The organism is Peribacillus asahii, from assembly GCF_003570725.1.
In the GTDB taxonomy this organism is placed as follows: Bacteria; Bacillota; Bacilli; order Bacillales; family DSM-1321; genus Peribacillus; species Peribacillus asahii.
Genome location: NZ_QWVS01000023.1, coordinates 33,526 through 50,658, shown reverse-complemented (window position 1 = coordinate 50,658; position 17,133 = coordinate 33,526). Strand labels below are relative to the sequence as shown.

General features: G+C 36.4%; 15 protein-coding genes. 2 read left to right on the top strand and 13 right to left on the bottom strand.

All coding sequences use genetic code 11. The features are described from left to right. Positions 1–38: 38 nt before the first annotated feature. The 7 genes from D1953_RS12895 to D1953_RS12865 form a co-directional block, all read right to left on the bottom strand. Positions 39–1,268, bottom strand: a complete 1,230-nt coding sequence (locus D1953_RS12895) for a right-handed parallel beta-helix repeat-containing protein (RefSeq protein ID WP_245980114.1) — start codon at positions 1,266–1,268, stop codon at positions 39–41. 77 nt (positions 1,269–1,345) lie between these two features. Then, complete coding sequence (locus tag D1953_RS12890) at positions 1,346–2,575, bottom strand: glycoside hydrolase family protein (RefSeq protein ID WP_245980111.1); 1,230 nt, start codon at positions 2,573–2,575, stop codon at positions 1,346–1,348. A gap of 207 nt (positions 2,576–2,782) precedes the next feature. After that, positions 2,783–3,322, bottom strand: coding sequence for a transposase (locus D1953_RS12885; protein ID WP_119117605.1), 540 nt, complete (start codon positions 3,320–3,322; stop codon positions 2,783–2,785). Between the two features lie 120 nt (positions 3,323–3,442). After that, positions 3,443–4,078, bottom strand: coding sequence for a phosphatase PAP2 family protein (locus tag D1953_RS12880; protein WP_119117604.1), 636 nt, complete (start codon positions 4,076–4,078; stop codon positions 3,443–3,445). A gap of 258 nt (positions 4,079–4,336) precedes the next feature. Further along, positions 4,337–7,036 carry a hypothetical protein gene (locus D1953_RS12875; protein ID WP_119117603.1) on the bottom strand — a complete coding sequence of 900 codons (2,700 nt, stop codon included), beginning with the start codon at positions 7,034–7,036 and terminating at the stop codon, positions 4,337–4,339. Positions 7,037–7,363: 327 nt separating this feature from the next. Continuing rightward, complete coding sequence (locus tag D1953_RS12870; RefSeq protein ID WP_119117602.1) at positions 7,364–9,412, bottom strand: hypothetical protein; 2,049 nt, start codon at positions 9,410–9,412, stop codon at positions 7,364–7,366. Between the two features lie 264 nt (positions 9,413–9,676). Then, positions 9,677–10,852 (bottom strand): hypothetical protein, encoded by a 1,176-nt coding sequence (locus D1953_RS12865; RefSeq protein WP_119117601.1) that lies wholly within the window; start codon positions 10,850–10,852, stop codon positions 9,677–9,679. Between the two features lie 187 nt (positions 10,853–11,039). Between D1953_RS12865 and D1953_RS12860 the strand changes: the two genes are divergently transcribed. Next, positions 11,040–11,537: a hypothetical protein gene (locus D1953_RS12860; protein WP_119117600.1), complete on the top strand. Its 498-nt coding sequence runs from the start codon at positions 11,040–11,042 to the stop codon at positions 11,535–11,537. A gap of 43 nt (positions 11,538–11,580) precedes the next feature. Here the strand turns inward: D1953_RS12860 and D1953_RS12855 are convergent, their stop codons facing one another. From D1953_RS12855 to D1953_RS12845, 4 genes are all read right to left on the bottom strand, one after another. Next, on the bottom strand, positions 11,581–12,060 hold the full coding sequence (locus D1953_RS12855; protein WP_119117599.1) for a VanZ family protein: 480 nt from the start codon (positions 12,058–12,060) through the stop codon (positions 11,581–11,583). Further along, positions 12,057–12,209: a YwzD family small protein gene (locus D1953_RS21300; RefSeq protein ID WP_164853310.1), complete on the bottom strand. Its 153-nt coding sequence runs from the start codon at positions 12,207–12,209 to the stop codon at positions 12,057–12,059. The genes D1953_RS12855 and D1953_RS21300 overlap by 4 nt, the downstream gene beginning before the upstream one ends. A 34-nt stretch (positions 12,210–12,243) precedes the next feature. After that, positions 12,244–12,903: a hypothetical protein gene (locus D1953_RS12850; RefSeq protein ID WP_119117598.1), complete on the bottom strand. Its 660-nt coding sequence runs from the start codon at positions 12,901–12,903 to the stop codon at positions 12,244–12,246. A 64-nt stretch (positions 12,904–12,967) separates the two neighbouring features. Then, complete coding sequence (locus D1953_RS12845) at positions 12,968–13,120, bottom strand: LytR family transcriptional regulator (RefSeq protein ID WP_342769254.1); 153 nt, start codon at positions 13,118–13,120, stop codon at positions 12,968–12,970. 222 nt (positions 13,121–13,342) lie between these two features. Here D1953_RS12845 and D1953_RS21970 point away from each other — a divergent pair, with 222 nt between their 5' ends. After that, entirely contained in the window at positions 13,343–13,468 is a 126-nt protein-coding gene (locus D1953_RS21970; RefSeq protein ID WP_281271546.1) for a hypothetical protein, read from the top strand. Between the two features lie 273 nt (positions 13,469–13,741). Here D1953_RS21970 and D1953_RS12840 read toward each other — a convergent pair whose 3' ends face one another. Together D1953_RS12840 and D1953_RS12835 are read right to left on the bottom strand one after the other, a co-directional pair. After that, the gene (locus tag D1953_RS12840; RefSeq protein WP_119117596.1) at positions 13,742–14,395 is read right to left on the bottom strand and encodes a YdcF family protein; all 654 of its coding nucleotides are present in this window, start codon (positions 14,393–14,395) and stop codon (positions 13,742–13,744) included. 285 nt (positions 14,396–14,680) lie between these two features. Beyond that, positions 14,681–16,252, bottom strand: a complete 1,572-nt coding sequence (locus D1953_RS12835; protein ID WP_119117595.1) for a right-handed parallel beta-helix repeat-containing protein — start codon at positions 16,250–16,252, stop codon at positions 14,681–14,683. Between the last annotated feature and the right edge of the window lie 881 nt (positions 16,253–17,133).

Here is a 17,133-nt window from a genome sequence, read left to right as displayed (position 1 = left end):
CCACAGAGTTATGCACATTTTGCCCACAACTTGAAAAGTCACTGTGACTCAAGTTCGATTTTCTCTGTATCTTTCACAAATTCGTTGTACGTGTTGCTGATTCGGATGATGGTTTCCGATGTATTAATCGCTTTGTTTGTTAGGAGTGCTTGTTTGTTGGCTTTGCTTAGTTTGTTATATGTAATCGCATATTGTGAGCCTGGGCCGCTGTTTTTCCAAGCGATGAATTGCATGATTCTTCCTACATTGTTGAACTCGTTGTTTTGAAATGTTGGATTAATCGCACCACTCACTAAAATACCTCGTGTACCCGCTTTACCGTTCTCTACGTTTTTGATTACATTATTTTCAATAATTGCATTGGACCAGTTCATCACACGAATCGCATCTGAACGTGTTCCATCAATGGTATTATTGCGAAGAACGACTCGATCATGATACTTACCACCAGAATATTTATGCGTACCTACGGCACGATCAACATTCTTAAATGTATTGTTCTCAATCGTTACATTGCGGTTTGGAGTTTTGTCATACTTGCTCCACTTTTGACTCCAACCCGCTGTCGTTTTATCAGGCGTATCAAGGTTAATCGCTTCCTTGTTCTTTTTATCTGATGCTTTTGAGCCTATAAATTTATTATTTCGAATCATAACGTTACTCGAGGCATCCATCTCAATGAAATGGCCTGAATACATGTTCTTAAACTGGATATTCTCCACTTTAATATTCTGATTGTGCCCCATAATAATCGCAATTGCGTCTTTTTCATACTTCATATCAATTGTGACTGTGCCTTCACCAATAAAAGAAATATTTTTCTCGCCATTATACTTTCCGTATACGCCTGACTTTTCAGACTTCGATGGCCTAATTAATTGAAAAATCGATTTTGACGGGCTAAACTTGTTTGTGCCTGTTTTCGTCCCTTTCACAATGTTGACGCCATTTTTCATTTTAATCGTTACATCCGACGGAACATATAATACATTACTAATCGTGTACGTTCCTTTTTTCAATACGAGCGTACCGCCGCCTTCTTTTTCTAACTTCTCTAAGTAAGAGCGTAGTAAATAATAATGCTTCGTATAGCTATTATAGGTACTATACTTTAGTATTGTTGAACTCACCGGCTTTGTTGTCGGTGAAACCGTATACACTTTCTTCGCCGCAGCCTCTGTTGAATGAGGCGCTATCCCCACCCATAAACTCAACATGAGCACAAAAGCCACTAATAGTGCTCCCGTTTTCTTCAACCTCTTCATCATACTTTCAAAATCTCCTCTCCAAATAATAGAAACGGTTATGCACAGACTTATCCACATTTTATTCACAACTTGAAAAGTCACTGTGACTCAAGTTCAATCTTCTCTGTATCTGCCACAAATTCATTATAAGTGTTATTGATTCGAATGATGCTTTCGGATATGTCGGTTGCTGTGTTTGTTAGGAATGCTTGTTTGTTTTCTTCGCTTAGTTCGTTATATGTAATCGCATATTGTGAGCCTGGGCCGCTATTTTTCCAAGCGATGAATTGCATGATTCTTCCTACATTATAAAAATCGTTATTTTGAATGGTTGGATTAATGGCACCGCTAGCTAAAATGCCTCGTTTACCAGCCTCTCCATCCGCTACGTTTTCGATAATATTGTCTTCAATAATCGTGTTTGACCAATTCATCACACGAATCGCATCCGAACGTGTTTCGGCAATATAGTTATTTCGAAGAACTACTTGATCATGATACTTCCCACCAGAATATTTATGTGTACCAACCGCACGGTCTAACTTCTCAAATAGATTGTATTCAATCGTTATATTGCGATTTGGAGTCTTATCGTACTTACTCCAATTTTGATGCCATCCTTCTGTCGTTTTATCAGGTGTATCGAGGTTAATCGCTTCTTTATTTATGTTATCTGATGCTTTGGAACCTATAAATGTATTGTCTTGAATCACGACATTGTCGGAGGCATCTAGCTCAATAAAATGGCCTGAATACATATTCTTAAACTGGATATTTTCCACTTTTATATTTTGATTGTGTCCCATAATAATCGCAATTCCATCTTTTACATACTTCATATCAATTGTAACTGTACCTTCACCAATGAAAGAGATATTCTTCTCACCGTTATATTTTCCATATGCACCTGATTTAGTAGCTTTCGATGGTCTAACTAATTGAAAAATAGATTTTGACGCACTAAATATCTTTGTACCAGTCTCGGTCCCTTTTACAATTTTAACGCCATCTTTCATTTTAATTGTTACATTTGAAGGAATATACAATACATTACTAATTGTATACGTTCCTTTTTTTAATACGAGCGTACCGCCGCCTTCTTTCTCTAACTTCTCTAAGTAAGAGCGTAATAAGTAATAATGCTTCGTATAGCTAGTATATGACTTATACTTTAACATCGTCGTATTCACCGGCTTTGTTGTCGGTGAAACTGTATATATCTTTTTTGTCGCAGCGTCTGTTGAATGAGGCATTCCCCCTCCCCACAAACTCAACACGAGCACAACCGCCGTCCATAACGCTCCTCTTCTCTTCAACCTTACAATCATAATTCCCCCCTCTATAGACAGTTATTAACAAGTTTATACACAGGTTATCCACAATTGGAAATGTCACTGTGACATATCACTATATTACCACTTATCCCCATAGAAAGGGGCCAAACAAGCACATTCCAGAACAAAACCGCCGCTATCAATGGGCTAGCGACAGTTTTATTCACAAAATTATCCACATATTATCAACAACTGGAAATGTCACTGTGACTTCATGATACACCATTCATGATAAGCTTGAGGGCAATGATTAAAGAGGGATAATAGTGGTTGTTTATTGAGGAAGGGGTAAGAGGTATATGAAGAGTAATACGAGCGATAGCTACTCCATTGATAGAGCTGTGGTTCTGAAACCATACATGCCTTCACAGGGTTATAGTGAATATAGCGGCTTACTTCAGCCATCCCTATCAGGCCTTCAACTCGTTTAGAAAAAAATCTCTTTTCAAACAGATGACCTGTTTTATCATACTTCTTATTGAAATAATGAGCATAGCGCTTATTTAACAGTGCCATCACTTTAGAGAGGGAAACTTCAGGGGAGCAGATTTGGAGGTGGTAATGATTCGTCATCAAACAATACGAGGTAAGTTCAATCGGATACTTCTCATGGATTTTCGAGAGTAAATGCAAGAACACAGAATAATCTTCCCCGCTCAAAAACAGCGGCTCTTTCCGATTTCCACGACTGCTAACGTGATAATATTGGTCCGGAGACCATTCCCTAATTCTATGACCCATATTTTTCTCCTTTTTGCTTTAGTATACTTGCTAGAATCTCTATAAGCAAAAAGGAGAAAAGAAAGATAAATAATCAATTTATCCACAAAGTTATACACATACTATCCACAACTCAAAAAGTCACTGTGACACAATCTTTCTAAACACATATATACAAATCAAACTCCACACCGCTCCAAGGGCATAGCCAGCGATAACATCCGACATAAAGTGGGCATTCACAGCAATTCGGCTTACGCCCATTACTAACATAAGCACGACAACAACCACGCTAATCCACCATTTTGCTGCTCCGGATTTAATTTCTTTCGTAATAAAATACGCAAGCAACACATAAAAAACTAACCCAACCATCGTATGGCCACTTGGAAAACTGTAGCTCATCGCTTCGGCCTCTGCACTGCCGACAGGGCGTTCTCTCTCGATACTATTTTTTACAAACTTATTAAGCAGGTTTCCGCCACCTACTCCAACCGCAAAAATAGCCATCGCTACATAATGTTTTTTCACAAACCATAACCACAAAAGGAACAATAAACTGCCCCCAGCAATGGCAGCCGTCGAACCCATAGCAGAAACACCTTCAAAAAAATGAAGTGCACCTTCCCCAGTCCCGCTAAATATATCCTGAACAGAGTGATCAAAAGATAAGATAAATTCCTTCTGAACACCTAACATCATCACAAAAAAGATTAGTAGAGACACAATGCCCCCAATCAATATCGTTCCGCTACTCTTATGTAAATCTTTCCCCATTCACAAATCTCCTTCTATCTTTATTCATATCTACCCTATGGCTATAGATAAGAATACACAAAATGCTTACTTGGGTAAATAGACTTACAGTGATATATAACTAAATGTCTCAGATCTAGTGTGGGGGTTCCATTTATCCACAAAATTATCCACATCATATCCACAAACTGAAAAGTGCCTGTGACACAAACACATACACCCAAAAAACCCCATAGAGATTAATCTCTACAGGGTCCCCTTACTACTTAAAAGTTAACTTTACTGAACAAATGTAATTGTACGTGGAGTTCCATCTACTGTAGCATAAATCGTTGTACCAACAAGATCTCCAAACGTCGTATCAGAAGAAGTTATTCCTAACAGGTTCTTTACTTCTGTACTAGTGTATTCTGTTAGGCCTTTATAAGTTCCCGTATTATCGCGTAACTTAATTACAGAATCTCCAGGAGAAACAAATGATAATAGTAATGTTAAAAATTGTTGTTCATTTGCCTGAGTATAATCATACATGTCAGTTATGCGTGAACCAGGTTTTTTAAATTCAACTTCAATATTATTATCAGCCGTTCTGTTTAACTCAAACCAGCTATTTGCTTCTACAACCTTTATATCTAAAGTGACTGTTTGCGTAACCGATGTAGCACCTTCTTTAGTCAAGTCAAGTACGATAGTAGCTTGCTCTCCAAAAACACTTTTCAGTACACCTAAACTAAGTCCATTTTGTAATGGAACTGGCATAAATTCATTAGGTCTTACCGTAATACTAGTATCCCCATCCCCAACACTATCTGTAAATGATTTGTTCACTGTGTAACCATCTATAGATACTATCTTGGCAGTGAAACCATCCAGATTAGCTTCAACAGTAAGAGAAGACAACTGAGCAGTTGAAGAACCTTCTAATGTATATTTATTAGCCGTATCCTTACTTAATGCACCTCCACCACTCACAACTGCATCAATTTTATTTAATGCTAAAGTTGGGGTAGGCGTAGGTCCGCCGCCGCCAGGAGTCTTTACTATACCATTACCTGTTGTTGTTTCTATTTTCGCGCCTTCTCCAAGGATTACTGTTACTTCTGCGTCTGTCGCTACTTCTTGGATAAACGAACCAGCTGATAAAGTTATTTCAGCATTTCCAAGTACTGTTACTTTACCAAAGGTACCTACTAGTGTAACTTTTGCGCCTGCACCGATTGTGATATTCAATGGAGCGGATGTGCTATTGATGATGCGTCCACCATTCGTGTCATTAACAACTAATGAACCGTATGTGCCTACTTGTTCATAACTTGTGTTCGCTACATCATTAATTGTTATTTTACCTGAATTAGCCGCTTTGTTTGTAACATGTGCGTTTGGTGCATCAATCGTTAAATCTTTCCCATCAAAATCACCAGTTAGCGTGATTGTAAGAGCTTTTTCTGTTGCAATTTTTAAATTTCCAGTTGCTTCGATGTAGATTTCTACTTTATCTCCATCGTTCGCTTTAGCAAGAATCGCATCTAATTCTTCTTGGCTAGATACTACTCTTTCGTCATAAGCTTTTTTGTTTTTCTCAACAGCTTTCATAATATTTTGTGCTAGTTTTGTATTTTTCTTTTCAATCACAGCAACATATTTCTCTACGTCATCCATTAATTGTTTTGCTTTTGCTAAATCTTTTTCAATTAAATCTTCTCTTTCAATTTGTCTATACGCTATATAAACTGCCATTTCAGCGTCTACAGTAGCTGATAATTTATCAGCTGGTGCTGCGTATTTAGCAAGTAAAAGTCGACGAGCATCTGGACCGAACACTTTTGCTACTGCTGCTTTGAATTCAGCATTTTTCTGATCAAGAGCTTCTTGCGCTGCTAATACTTTGCTTTGTGTTCCACTTTTTACAGCTGCCTCGAATGCTTTTTTCTTAGCTGCCACGTTTACATTAATTGCAGCCACATAGTTTTCTACACGATTTAAGTATACCTTGTTCGCTTCTAACTTTTTCGTATAAGATGCACTACCACCATTTTTAGCGATTGCTGCCTTAGCTGCCTCATAGTAGTCTCGAGCTAGCTTTGCTTCTTTACGGATTGTTGTCGTACTAGGTAATTTGCCTTTGTATTTAGCTTCTTCATAATACGCATTAAACGCTTTCTTCATTTGGTTATTGGCCTTATTAACAATCGCATCTAATTGTTTTGAGCTAGCTTTTGCTGCTTCATAAGCTGCTTTGTTTTTCTTAACAGCTTTCATAAGATTTTTCGCTAGTTTTGTATTTTTCTTTTCAATCGCTGCAACTTGTTTCTTTACTTTATCCATTAATTTTTCTGCTGCTGCTAAATCTGTTTCAATTAGATCTTTTCGTTCGATGTCTCTATACGCTTTGTAAACAGCCATTTCAGCGTCTACAGTCGCTGATAATTTGTCAGCTGGTGCAGCGTATTTAGCAAGTAAAAGTCTACGAGTATCCGGACCGAACACTTTCGCTACTGCTTTTTTGAATTCAGCATTCTTCTGATCAAGAGCCTCTTGAGCTGCTAATACTTTGCTTTGTGTTCCACCTTTTACAGCTGCCTCGAACTCTTTTTTCTTAGTTGCGACGTTTACGTTAATTGCCTTCACATAGTTTTCTACACGATTTAGGTATACCTTGTTCGCATCTAACTTTTTCGTATAGGCCGCTTTGTTAGCTGTGCTTCCGCCGTTTTTAGCGACTGCTTCCTTAGCTGCCTCATAGTAGTCTCGAGCTAGTTTTGCTTCTTTACGGATTGTTGTCGTACTAGGTAATTTGCCCTCGTATTTAGCTTCTTTATAATAGGCATTAAACGCTTTCGTGATTTGATTATTAGCTTTCGTAATTGCTTTATCTACCGAACTAGTTGCAGCCTCCGATTGTGCTGGTGCTACTGCTGTAATAGCCGACCCGGCGATGACCGAAGCCGTTACTACTTTAATTGCTTTGTTTTTACTCATTAGTATGTAATTCTCCTCCCTAAAATATCCTATTCATTATGTCTATTTGCTTATAATTCTATGTATATAAATATCTTAAATTAACTATACTAACATTACTATGTGTAAAGACTCCTATTTATATATAGTGTAGTAGTGCTTTTCGCTTTTCTACCCTATAGCAAAATATACCTATAAAATGTGGAGTCATACCAATTGTTAGTCTAGTAACTATTAGGATTTTAATCGGATGGAATATATATTAGAATAACATTGCGAGTGAAGCCATAGTTAAAAACTAACACAAAAAACCCTATAGAGATTAATCTCTATAGGGCTCGTGATTTATTACTCAGCTTTGAATGTAACTGTATATCCATTTAGAGTTATTGTTTTATCTACCAAGCTAGATAGTTTAGCTAACTCTAGTTTATTACCGTCTATAATTTTAAGTAATTCAGCCTCAACTGCTTCAACTGTTGTTGCAGCTCCACCTGTAATAACCGGATCATTAAAAGCATTACGTGCTAGGATAGCAGAAAAGTCAATATCGTTTTTGTCAAATAACGCCCCTAAAGTAACATCTTTATCTGTGTAAATAGTTACTTCAGCCGTTTTTTGTCCATTCACTATCCCTTTCTTCTCAATTTTAAAATAATCATTTTTAATTATTGGAGATCCCACACTACTACCTAACTTGATAGTAATTGTCACAGGACGATCAGCGACTCCTGATGAGTTACTCTCAACAACACCATCGATTACTATATCCCCACCGCCTAAAACGCTTCTAAGCGTGCCAAGAGTTGCCCCATTGGCAATATCGCCTAGGATTTGTGCCGGAGTAATAGTCATAGTTGTTGCTATAATAGGTATACTTTTGTTAATTTTAACTGGCTCTTGGTTTCTATTTGTTTTAACAGATTTAACGACAAAATCAGACCCAAGAGTTGCACCAGTTACTTGAATTCCATCAAATGTACGACTATCAGCTGCTCCTGATAAATCTACTGTTGTAGTTGCCTGTGATAAATTCACTTGTACATAATCCGGAGTAGAGCCGCCGCCCCCTCCACCAACAGGAGGTGTCACAGGCGTAGGTGGCGTAACTGTTACTGTACCGCTACCTGTTGTTTTTTCTACTTTCGCACCTTCTTCAGTAATTACTGTGATTGCTGTGTCAGTAGCTACTTCTTGAACGATTGTGTTAGCTGCTAGAGTTACTTCAGCGTTTCCAAGTACTGTGACTTTACCGAAGTTACCTACTAGTGTAACTTTTGCACCAGCAGCGATTGTGATGTTTAATGGAGCTGATGTGCTGTTGATGATGCGTCCACCATTCGTGTCATTAAACACTAATGAGCTGTATGAACCTACTTGTTCATAACTTGTGTTTGATACATCATTAATTGTTACTTTGCCTGAATTAGCTGCTTTGTTTGTAACGTGTGTGTTTGGTGCATCAATTGTTAGATCTTTCTTCTTGAAATCACCAGTTAGCGTGATTGTAAGAGCTTTTGTCGTTGCAATTTTTAAGCTTTCAGTTGCGTTGACTTTGATCTCTACTTTATCGCCATCTTTTGCTTTAGCAAGAATCGCGTCTAATTGTTTTTGGCTAGTTACTGTACCAGCTTTTGCTTTTTCATAAGCTGCTTTGTTTTTCTTAACAGCTTTCATAATATTTTGTGCTAGTTTTGTATTTTTCTTTTCAATCTTAGCAACATATTTCTCTGTGCTAGCAATTAATTTTTCTGCCGCTGCTAAATCTTTTTCGATTAGATCTTTGCGTTCGATGTCTCTATACGCTCTGTAAACAGCCATTTCATTATCTACAGTCGCTGATAATTTGTCAGCTGGTGTGTAATATTTAGAAGTTAAAAGTCTACGAGCATCTGGACCGAACACTTTCGCTACTGCTTTTTTGAATTCAGCATTCTTCTGGTCAAGAGCTGTTTGAGCCGCTAATACTTTGCTTTGTGTGCCGCCTTTTACAGCTGACTCGAACGCTACTTTCTTAGCTGCAACATTTACGTTAATTGCTTTCACATAGTTTTCTACACGAGTTAAAGATTGTTTCTTCGTGTCTAATTTTTTCAGGTAGGCTGCTTTTTTAGACTTGCTGCCGCCGTTTTTAGAAATTTGTTTCTTAGCTGCCTCATAGTAGTCTCGAGCTAGTTTTGCTTCTTTACGGATTTGTGACGTACTAGGTAGTTTGTTGTCAAATCTAGCCTCTTTATAATAGGCATTAAACGCTTTATTGATTTGGTTATGCGCTTTCGTGATTGCTTTATCTACTGAATTCGTTGCAGCCTCCGATTGTGCTGGTGCTACTGCTGTAATAGCCGATCCTGCGATAACTGCAGCCGTTACTACTTTAATTGCTTTGTTTTTACTCATTTAGTATGTAATCCCCTTTCCAAAATATCTTGCTTATTATGTCTATTTACTCTACACGCACATAAACATATTAAATTTTACTATGTCAATTCTACCATAATATATGTAAAAATAACCTATTAAATTTGTCGATTTGTGAAAAAATTCACCGCGTTATAATAGGAAAATTGCCCTGTTTAATATTAACAATCCTCTTAAATATGACATTCACCACCACAAAAAAGCCCCATAGAGTAATCTCTACAGGGCTTGCACTCAAACTATTTATTTAGCATCTACAACCTCTATATCTAAAGTAATAGTTTCCGTAACCGTTTTTGCTCCTGGTTTACTTAAATTGATTACGACAGCAGCTCCCTCTTTGAAAAAGGTTTCCATCGTACCTAAGCTAAATTCAATCGGAAGGACATCGTTAAGATTTACTGTAATACTAGTGTCTCCATCGTTATCTGTAAATGATTTATTCACTGGATAACCAGCTACAGAAACGACTGTTGCAGTGAAACCATCCAGATTAGCCCCAACAATAAGAGAATTCACGACAGCTGTTGAAGGACCTTCTAATATATATGTATTAGCCGTATCATGACGTAATGTACCACCATTGCTCACAGATGCCTGGATACTATTTAATGCTAGTTCCAGTGTGGGTGCTGGTGCCGGCCCTGGCGTTGGTGTTGGTACTGGTGCTGGCTTATATCTATGGATTTTATCAACAGCCTTCATAATATTTTTCGCTAGTTTCGTATCTTTCTTTTCAATCGCAGCAACTTCTTTTTTTACACTCTCAATTAATTGCGCTGCTTTTGCTAAATCTGTTTCAATCAGATCCTTTTGCTCAATCTCTCTATACACCTGGTAAACAGCCATTTCCGCATCTACAGTCGCTGATAATTTCTCAGCCGGTGTATAATATTTAGCAATTAGAAGTTTGCGAGCATCTGGACCGAACACCTTCGCTACCGCTTTTTTGAACTCAGCATTTTTCTGATTAAGAGCTTGTTGAGCTAGGAGCACTTTTCTTTGCGTTCCACCTTCAACAGCTGTATTGAACGCTGTTTTCTTCGCTGCGATGTTTACGTTCACTGCAGCTACATAGTTTTCCGCACGAGTTAAGTATGGCTTTTTCGCTTCTAGCTTTTTCGTATAGGCTGCTTTTTTACTGCCGCCTTTTTTAGAAATTTCCTTCTTAGCCGCCTCATAGTATTGTCGAGCTAGTTTTGCTTCTTTACGGATTGTTGTCGTACTAGGTAATTTGTCCTTGTATTTAGCCGCTTGATAATAGACATTAAACGCTTTCGTCATTTGGTTCGTAGCTTTCGTAATGGCTTTATCTACTGAATTCGTTGCCGCCTCCGATTGTGCTGGTGCTACTGCTGTCATAGCTGATCCTGCGATAACTGCAGCCGTTACTACTTTCATTGCTTTCTTTTTACTCATAATTATGTAATTCCCCTCTCTACTACATTTTGTCTACGTATATAAACATAGTAAATGAACTATGCCAACTTTACTATATATAAATACCCTACTTTTTCATATTAAGGTTTTTTTCTACCAGTCTGCCCTTTTACATAATTTTATGGTACGATGGCATTAAGATGCTATACGTATGGAGTGAAAAAATATGAAGCGCATAATCGTACCAATCGTTGGTCTAGTCACTATTGGGACTCTAATCGGTGGTAATTTGTATTGGAAGCACAATGTAAATGAAACCGTACAAGCAGCTAAGCAAGCATTAACTGAAAAAGAATCCAACACTTCCAATCAAATAAGTTCGGAAAAGAAGTCCGTTAAGCAAATAAAAAAAGAATATAGTGCTCTTTTTGAAGAATTAGAAGCACAAGAAACAAGCAAAATCGATCAGCTAATGGTAGCTGCGAAAGCAGACTATGTGAGTAAAAAAGAATCAAAAACTGAAATTATCACAAAATATCAAGAAACGGCACAAGAATTAGAGAAAAAGGCTGACCAAAGCTTCAACGCCCTCTATCAACAGCTACAATATGACCTTGAAAAAAACGGACACAATGCCAAAGAAGCTGAGCAGTTTCAGCGTACTTATAAAGAAAAGAAAAAAGAACGATATACACGAATTCTCAGTCAGATTAAAGATTTTTAAACCTAAAAATAACCTCATTTCGCAAATCGAAATAAGGTTATTTTTACTTTTTCTTCATTCGAAAAACAATGATATACGTCATAATTCCAAGAATCCCTCCGCATGTATCTAATAGAACATCCTCTACTAAAGGGCTTCGTCCATTCGTATAATGCTGATGAATTTCGTCTAAAGAAGCATAGAGAAAAACAAAGAAGGCCGCCACAATCGTAGCCGTCCTGTTGCTTTTCCATACCCTAGTACTAACAAGCCATGACAAAGCACCCAACACAAAGAAAACAAATAAGTGTGCCGCTTTCCGGATAAAAAATTCGACGAAATGAACCATGCCTAAATTCGACACACTTATTTCACGGCCTGCATACGTGAATTGAATATGAGAAAAAACCTTACCAAAATTACTATCACCTAAAAGAACCGTGAGATAAGGCGTGAGATTCTGCTCACTGTACGATTGTGAGGAAAAAAAGAAAATAAGCAATCCCCATAAAGCAAGAAATACGATGAACAACTTTCGTTTCATCGCTTTCTATACTCTACCATTTGCATTAATTTAACAGACAGTTCTTCTACCAATTCATCGGCGGTAACATTAGGGTCTTGTTCACCCTTTTCAAAAGCTTCTCTTAGGAGTTGATAAAAAGCTTCATTTGATATATTAGTTGATTTCATATTAAACTCCTCTTTACCTTCTTATGTATCACGACTACCTTCCTAAAGCTTCCTCTATCGCTGCAATTTCTTCTGCTGTAAAACGGGAATAAGCGATTTGAAGAGCCATTGCTTCTTGTTCAGGCGTTAATCCCCGCTCAGCAGCTTTATTATAAAGCGCAATTTCTTCCGCTGTAAAACGACTAAATCCAAATGCCATTGCTTCTTCTCTTGAAGAAAAATGTAAACCACCAGATTCTCCTTCAGATTCCTCCTCCGTTGAAGGTGCTGCCTCAGTGTCTTGTATGTCCTGTGTATCCTGTTTTGACGTTTCTGACGTTTTACCCGCTACTTCTCCAGTTACTGAAGATCCTGCTTCTCTCTTTACATCATCATCTTCTGTTTTAGGAATGTCCTCAGATTCAGAAGCTTCATTACCCGACGTTTTATTTCCATCATGGTTAGCACTTGTTCCAGATTGTTCTTCGTCATTACCTACAGATGCAGAATCGGGATTAGAGTCCCCATCATTCCCCACTTCTTCTCCCTTTTTTTGGTCTTTTGTCTCATCGTTAGAATCTGAGGCGTGACTTTTCTCACTAACAGTAACAGATTCCCCCTCGTCCTTCTGGCTCTTTTGATTAACGATAATAAATGCCATAATAATGACAAATACACTGCCAATAACGACAAGGACTTTATTTCTTGTTTTCATACATGTTCTCTCCCAGTTTTTACTTGATTATGATTGTACTCTATATGTAAAAGAATAGAATGATTTAAAGATTTTTTTGTTTTTGTAATTGTTCTTTACGTCTATTTATATAAATATTAAGAATTTTTTGTATTGCTTCTAATTTTTCAATAGAATGTACATCTTGTTTAATATATCTCAATGTTTTCTTCACCGATTTAGGTAATTGTTCAAACATGTTCAACTAGTTCACGCCTCCCATATAAATTTTACTATAAAACCCAAAATCTATAAATAGGTATGTTCTGTAATTAAAGCTGCGTTTCAATCTAAATTTGTCAGATTTTTGAACACGAATAATTATTACCATTTAATAACAATAATGTATAATAAAGGGACATATATTAAGACTAGGTAGAAATAAGGAGGATAATTTTCACAAAAGGGAGGGGGAACCCAAATGCCATACTACCATATGAAAGAAATTTGGACACCTTTAAAAATGATAGGTATCAAGTTTTTCAAAACAGAGGATGGACATCTCTTCGTGAAGGTCTGGAAGCAGAATCGGAAATTAATTAAATAAAATAATGGCTATGAGGCATAGACCCCATAGCCATTATTTTTTTTGTTTTTACCTCGATACACTGTAAAAACAAAAAAAATCATGGTCTACATGATTAACTCTAAATCTTCCATTCAATACTGATTAGAATTGCGTAACTCCAAACTACATTACTTAATATAACTTCAAATAAATAGAACCTTGAAACCTCTCCTTTAATTAAATCTTATGTTTCTTTTTAGTTCCAAATTTTTATTAGTAAATTATAGGGAGATAGGCACCAGAATTCTACGTCTATTCTATGACCTCTTCGAACTTTTTCCTTATAGGTGTAATAATTCCATCATAGTACAAGAAATAGCCACCCATTAATTTCTTATATTCTCGCTTGAATAGCCCTTCATTTTCTTCCCAACTGTCTCTTGTTATCGAGTCATGATGATAAGGGACATAGGTAAATGAAACATTTGTATCATGAAATACTCGCTCGTAAGCCAATCTTGTTCTTCTCATATGATAATTGCTTGTTACTACTAGTGCCGACCCAAACCCATGATCTAATACAATATCTTTTACATAAAGCGCATTTTCATACGTACTAGTTGCTTCATTTTCTGTTAAAAGATTATCACGTGGAATACCAAATGATTCAGCATATTCAACTGTGCTCCCAGGTACCCGTGCATTTGTTAATAACACCTTGTCTGCAAAGCCAGCATGATACAATTCTGCTACCTTTTCCATTCGCTGACTATCTCCACTAAGCAAAATAATCACATCCGCTTTCACTGGCTCTTCTTCATAAAATAAGAAATCAATTAATAGTAGCTTTGGAAAATAGAGTACCGTTAAAATTGTAATAGGAACACAGAGAAACAAGCCTAATAATATGACCCATCTTTTTCTTTTCCTCTTTTCTACTTTCATTTCATTATTTAATATCTTCATTTTGGATGTAGTCCTTTATCTCATTCAGAATATACTTACTTAGTATAGCTTATTATAAAACAAAGCTCAAAGCCCTGTAGTTGTTGAACTACAGGGCATAAAATCTAAACAATTTAGTTATATACAACTCTACAAATGTTGATAAAATTCGATCTGACTATTCAGCTGTAAATACAACAGGTAGATAATTCTACAGAGATGACGAGTATAACCATTAACAATTGTGTTACTTTTTAACACACATTAGATAAATACATTTAAACATACCTATCTCACCATCATATGTTAAACAGTTTTCCCCATTGCATCTTTCCAAACTGACAATGAAGGATCCCACCAAATGGGTTTATGCAATGTATAATCAAAATACATAAAACTTGTAGTTAATCCCGTAGGTCTCTCTCCTGTTGTTCCGTATTTAATAGTTTGAACAGGTATCCAACCTGTGTTTCCACTTGCATCTTTTGTATATAACAAAGTATCCGATGAACCATCAAACCTTGTATATAAACTAGATTTTGATGATGTTATTGCAGTTTCTGGGTCTCCACTTCCACCAACAAGTGAACTATAATTACCTATACCTACACCATCTTTGTATCGAGGTTGTGAATATATAACCCTGTTAGTGGAATCATCAGTTTGAATTAAGGTTCCCTTTGTTTTTGCTAGATTTAATAAATTAGATTGTACAACAATAGGCATTGTATTACATAGATTCCCCTTAACTTCTGATGCTCTAAACACCAAGTCTGCATCAGCACCGATTGCAAATAAATCATATTGACTAGCTGATAACGCTCCAGCAAATGTATTACTTGATATTTCTCCACCAGCCATTTTTCCTATACCTATATTTCCTGTGGAACCCGTTTTTAAATTAGCTAAATAATTGTCCTTTATAGTTGGCTTGGTAGCATTAATTACTTCTATATGGTTTAAATTAGATTCAAAATAAGAGCCCAAAATTGTTGTTGATATTGTATTATCTAAAACAACGCCAGCTTTTGTGTTCCCCTCAATAGTTGTACCAAAGATAGAAATTGAAGCACCATAACGAATATATAGTCCATAATCCCTCGAACCAACAATTTCACCGCCAAAAAAGTTTACAGCATGATTTCCTCGGTCAAAATCGATACCATCCATTTTTACTGATGGTGTTCCTACATCTCCACAACCCGACACATAACAAGACCGAACATCACCAATATAGGATTCCCAAAAATACAGTGCTTCTTTCTTTGTGTTACCTACAAAAACATCATCTAATGTCCATCTGTGAGCAAAATTAAATTTCACCCCCTGACAATTTAATCCTTTTCCGTCTATAGAAAAACCTTTTATTGTGTTATAAAATGCATGAGTACTAGCATCAGCATTTCCGTCAATTAACAATAATGGACTTCCATCTGTAATACTGGATTCTAAAATAGTGGTATGTCTACCAGTTCCCACAAACGGAATATAAGAAGGTAATTTCACAGTTTGATCTATTATTAACCTTCCAGGCGGTAGCAAAATTTGTTTTTTAGCTCCAATTACCCCTGTTATAGATTCAATTTTGGCTCCTGTTGTTGTTGTTTTAATTGAATCAATTGCCCTTTGTAATCTTGGGGAATCACTTGTTTCAACTGCAAGTCTGGGGAACTGTACATCAACATTCACTATATCCGCGAACTGTTCGGTTAAAAGCTTAATTTCATCAGTATCTAATAGTCCCCTACTCTTCCCTGTAACTTCCCCAGAATCACCTCGTTGCAGTATCGTACTTTCACTTTCCTTTTTTATTATCCAACCCAAAGTAAAAGTAAAAATAGAAAGAAAAAAAATGCGTAATAAGTTTCTTCGTTTCAAAGCATATTCCTCCTTGTAAGTGCCAATTACATTTGGTTCTTGCAAACTTTTGGCAATTCTATGTATATATAATTGTTAGGAAATTTAAATATTTTAAAAAAATACTTTCTCTGTATGGCTAATAACACTCGTTATATCAATAATTTTTTGTTCTCGCTCCCATACATCATTCATTTGAGTATTTTAAGAGACTAATATACTCTTCTTTTATGCCCTTACTAAAAGGAAGATAGCATGCTGCGATAATTATCTCTATGTCTTTATCTATATAGTTCATAAATACAAGTATCACTAGCAATAGTATATCTTTATCTGTTGTAAGCCAATTATTTTTGTCAATATGAAATTGGCTCTTACGTAAAGTTGGTGAAGAGCAGATTTGACCCTTTTTATAATGTAATAATTGGAAAGAATAGAAAGAGGGAATCTACAATATTTGAAGTCCTTCACTAACTTAGTTAATACTTATATTTATTACATTTTTTCGAAAGATTAAAAGCCTTGTATTGATTTTTAAACTCGAAACAAAATCGACAGTTTGTCCTCATTACAGTCATTTTTCTTCTCGTCCTCATTATCTTATACACTCGCACCGTTCGCGATTTACCTATAGGTAAACAAGAATTAATACTTGTTATTCCATTACATTAATGATTTGGTAATCTAGCAAAATGGATTACTAAAGTATTTACAGAACGGTTATCATGTCTAGGCTAATTTCTTATCATAGAAAAACCAATCGTTTAGAAGAGATCTACATACTCTTGCCTTTTCTATGAGTTGTAATCAAACTGAAAAATTGTATCAACGTCTGCATACGTCAACTTAGTCACGATACACTATTAAAGTTAATCACATACAGAAATAAAACCTGCATATGA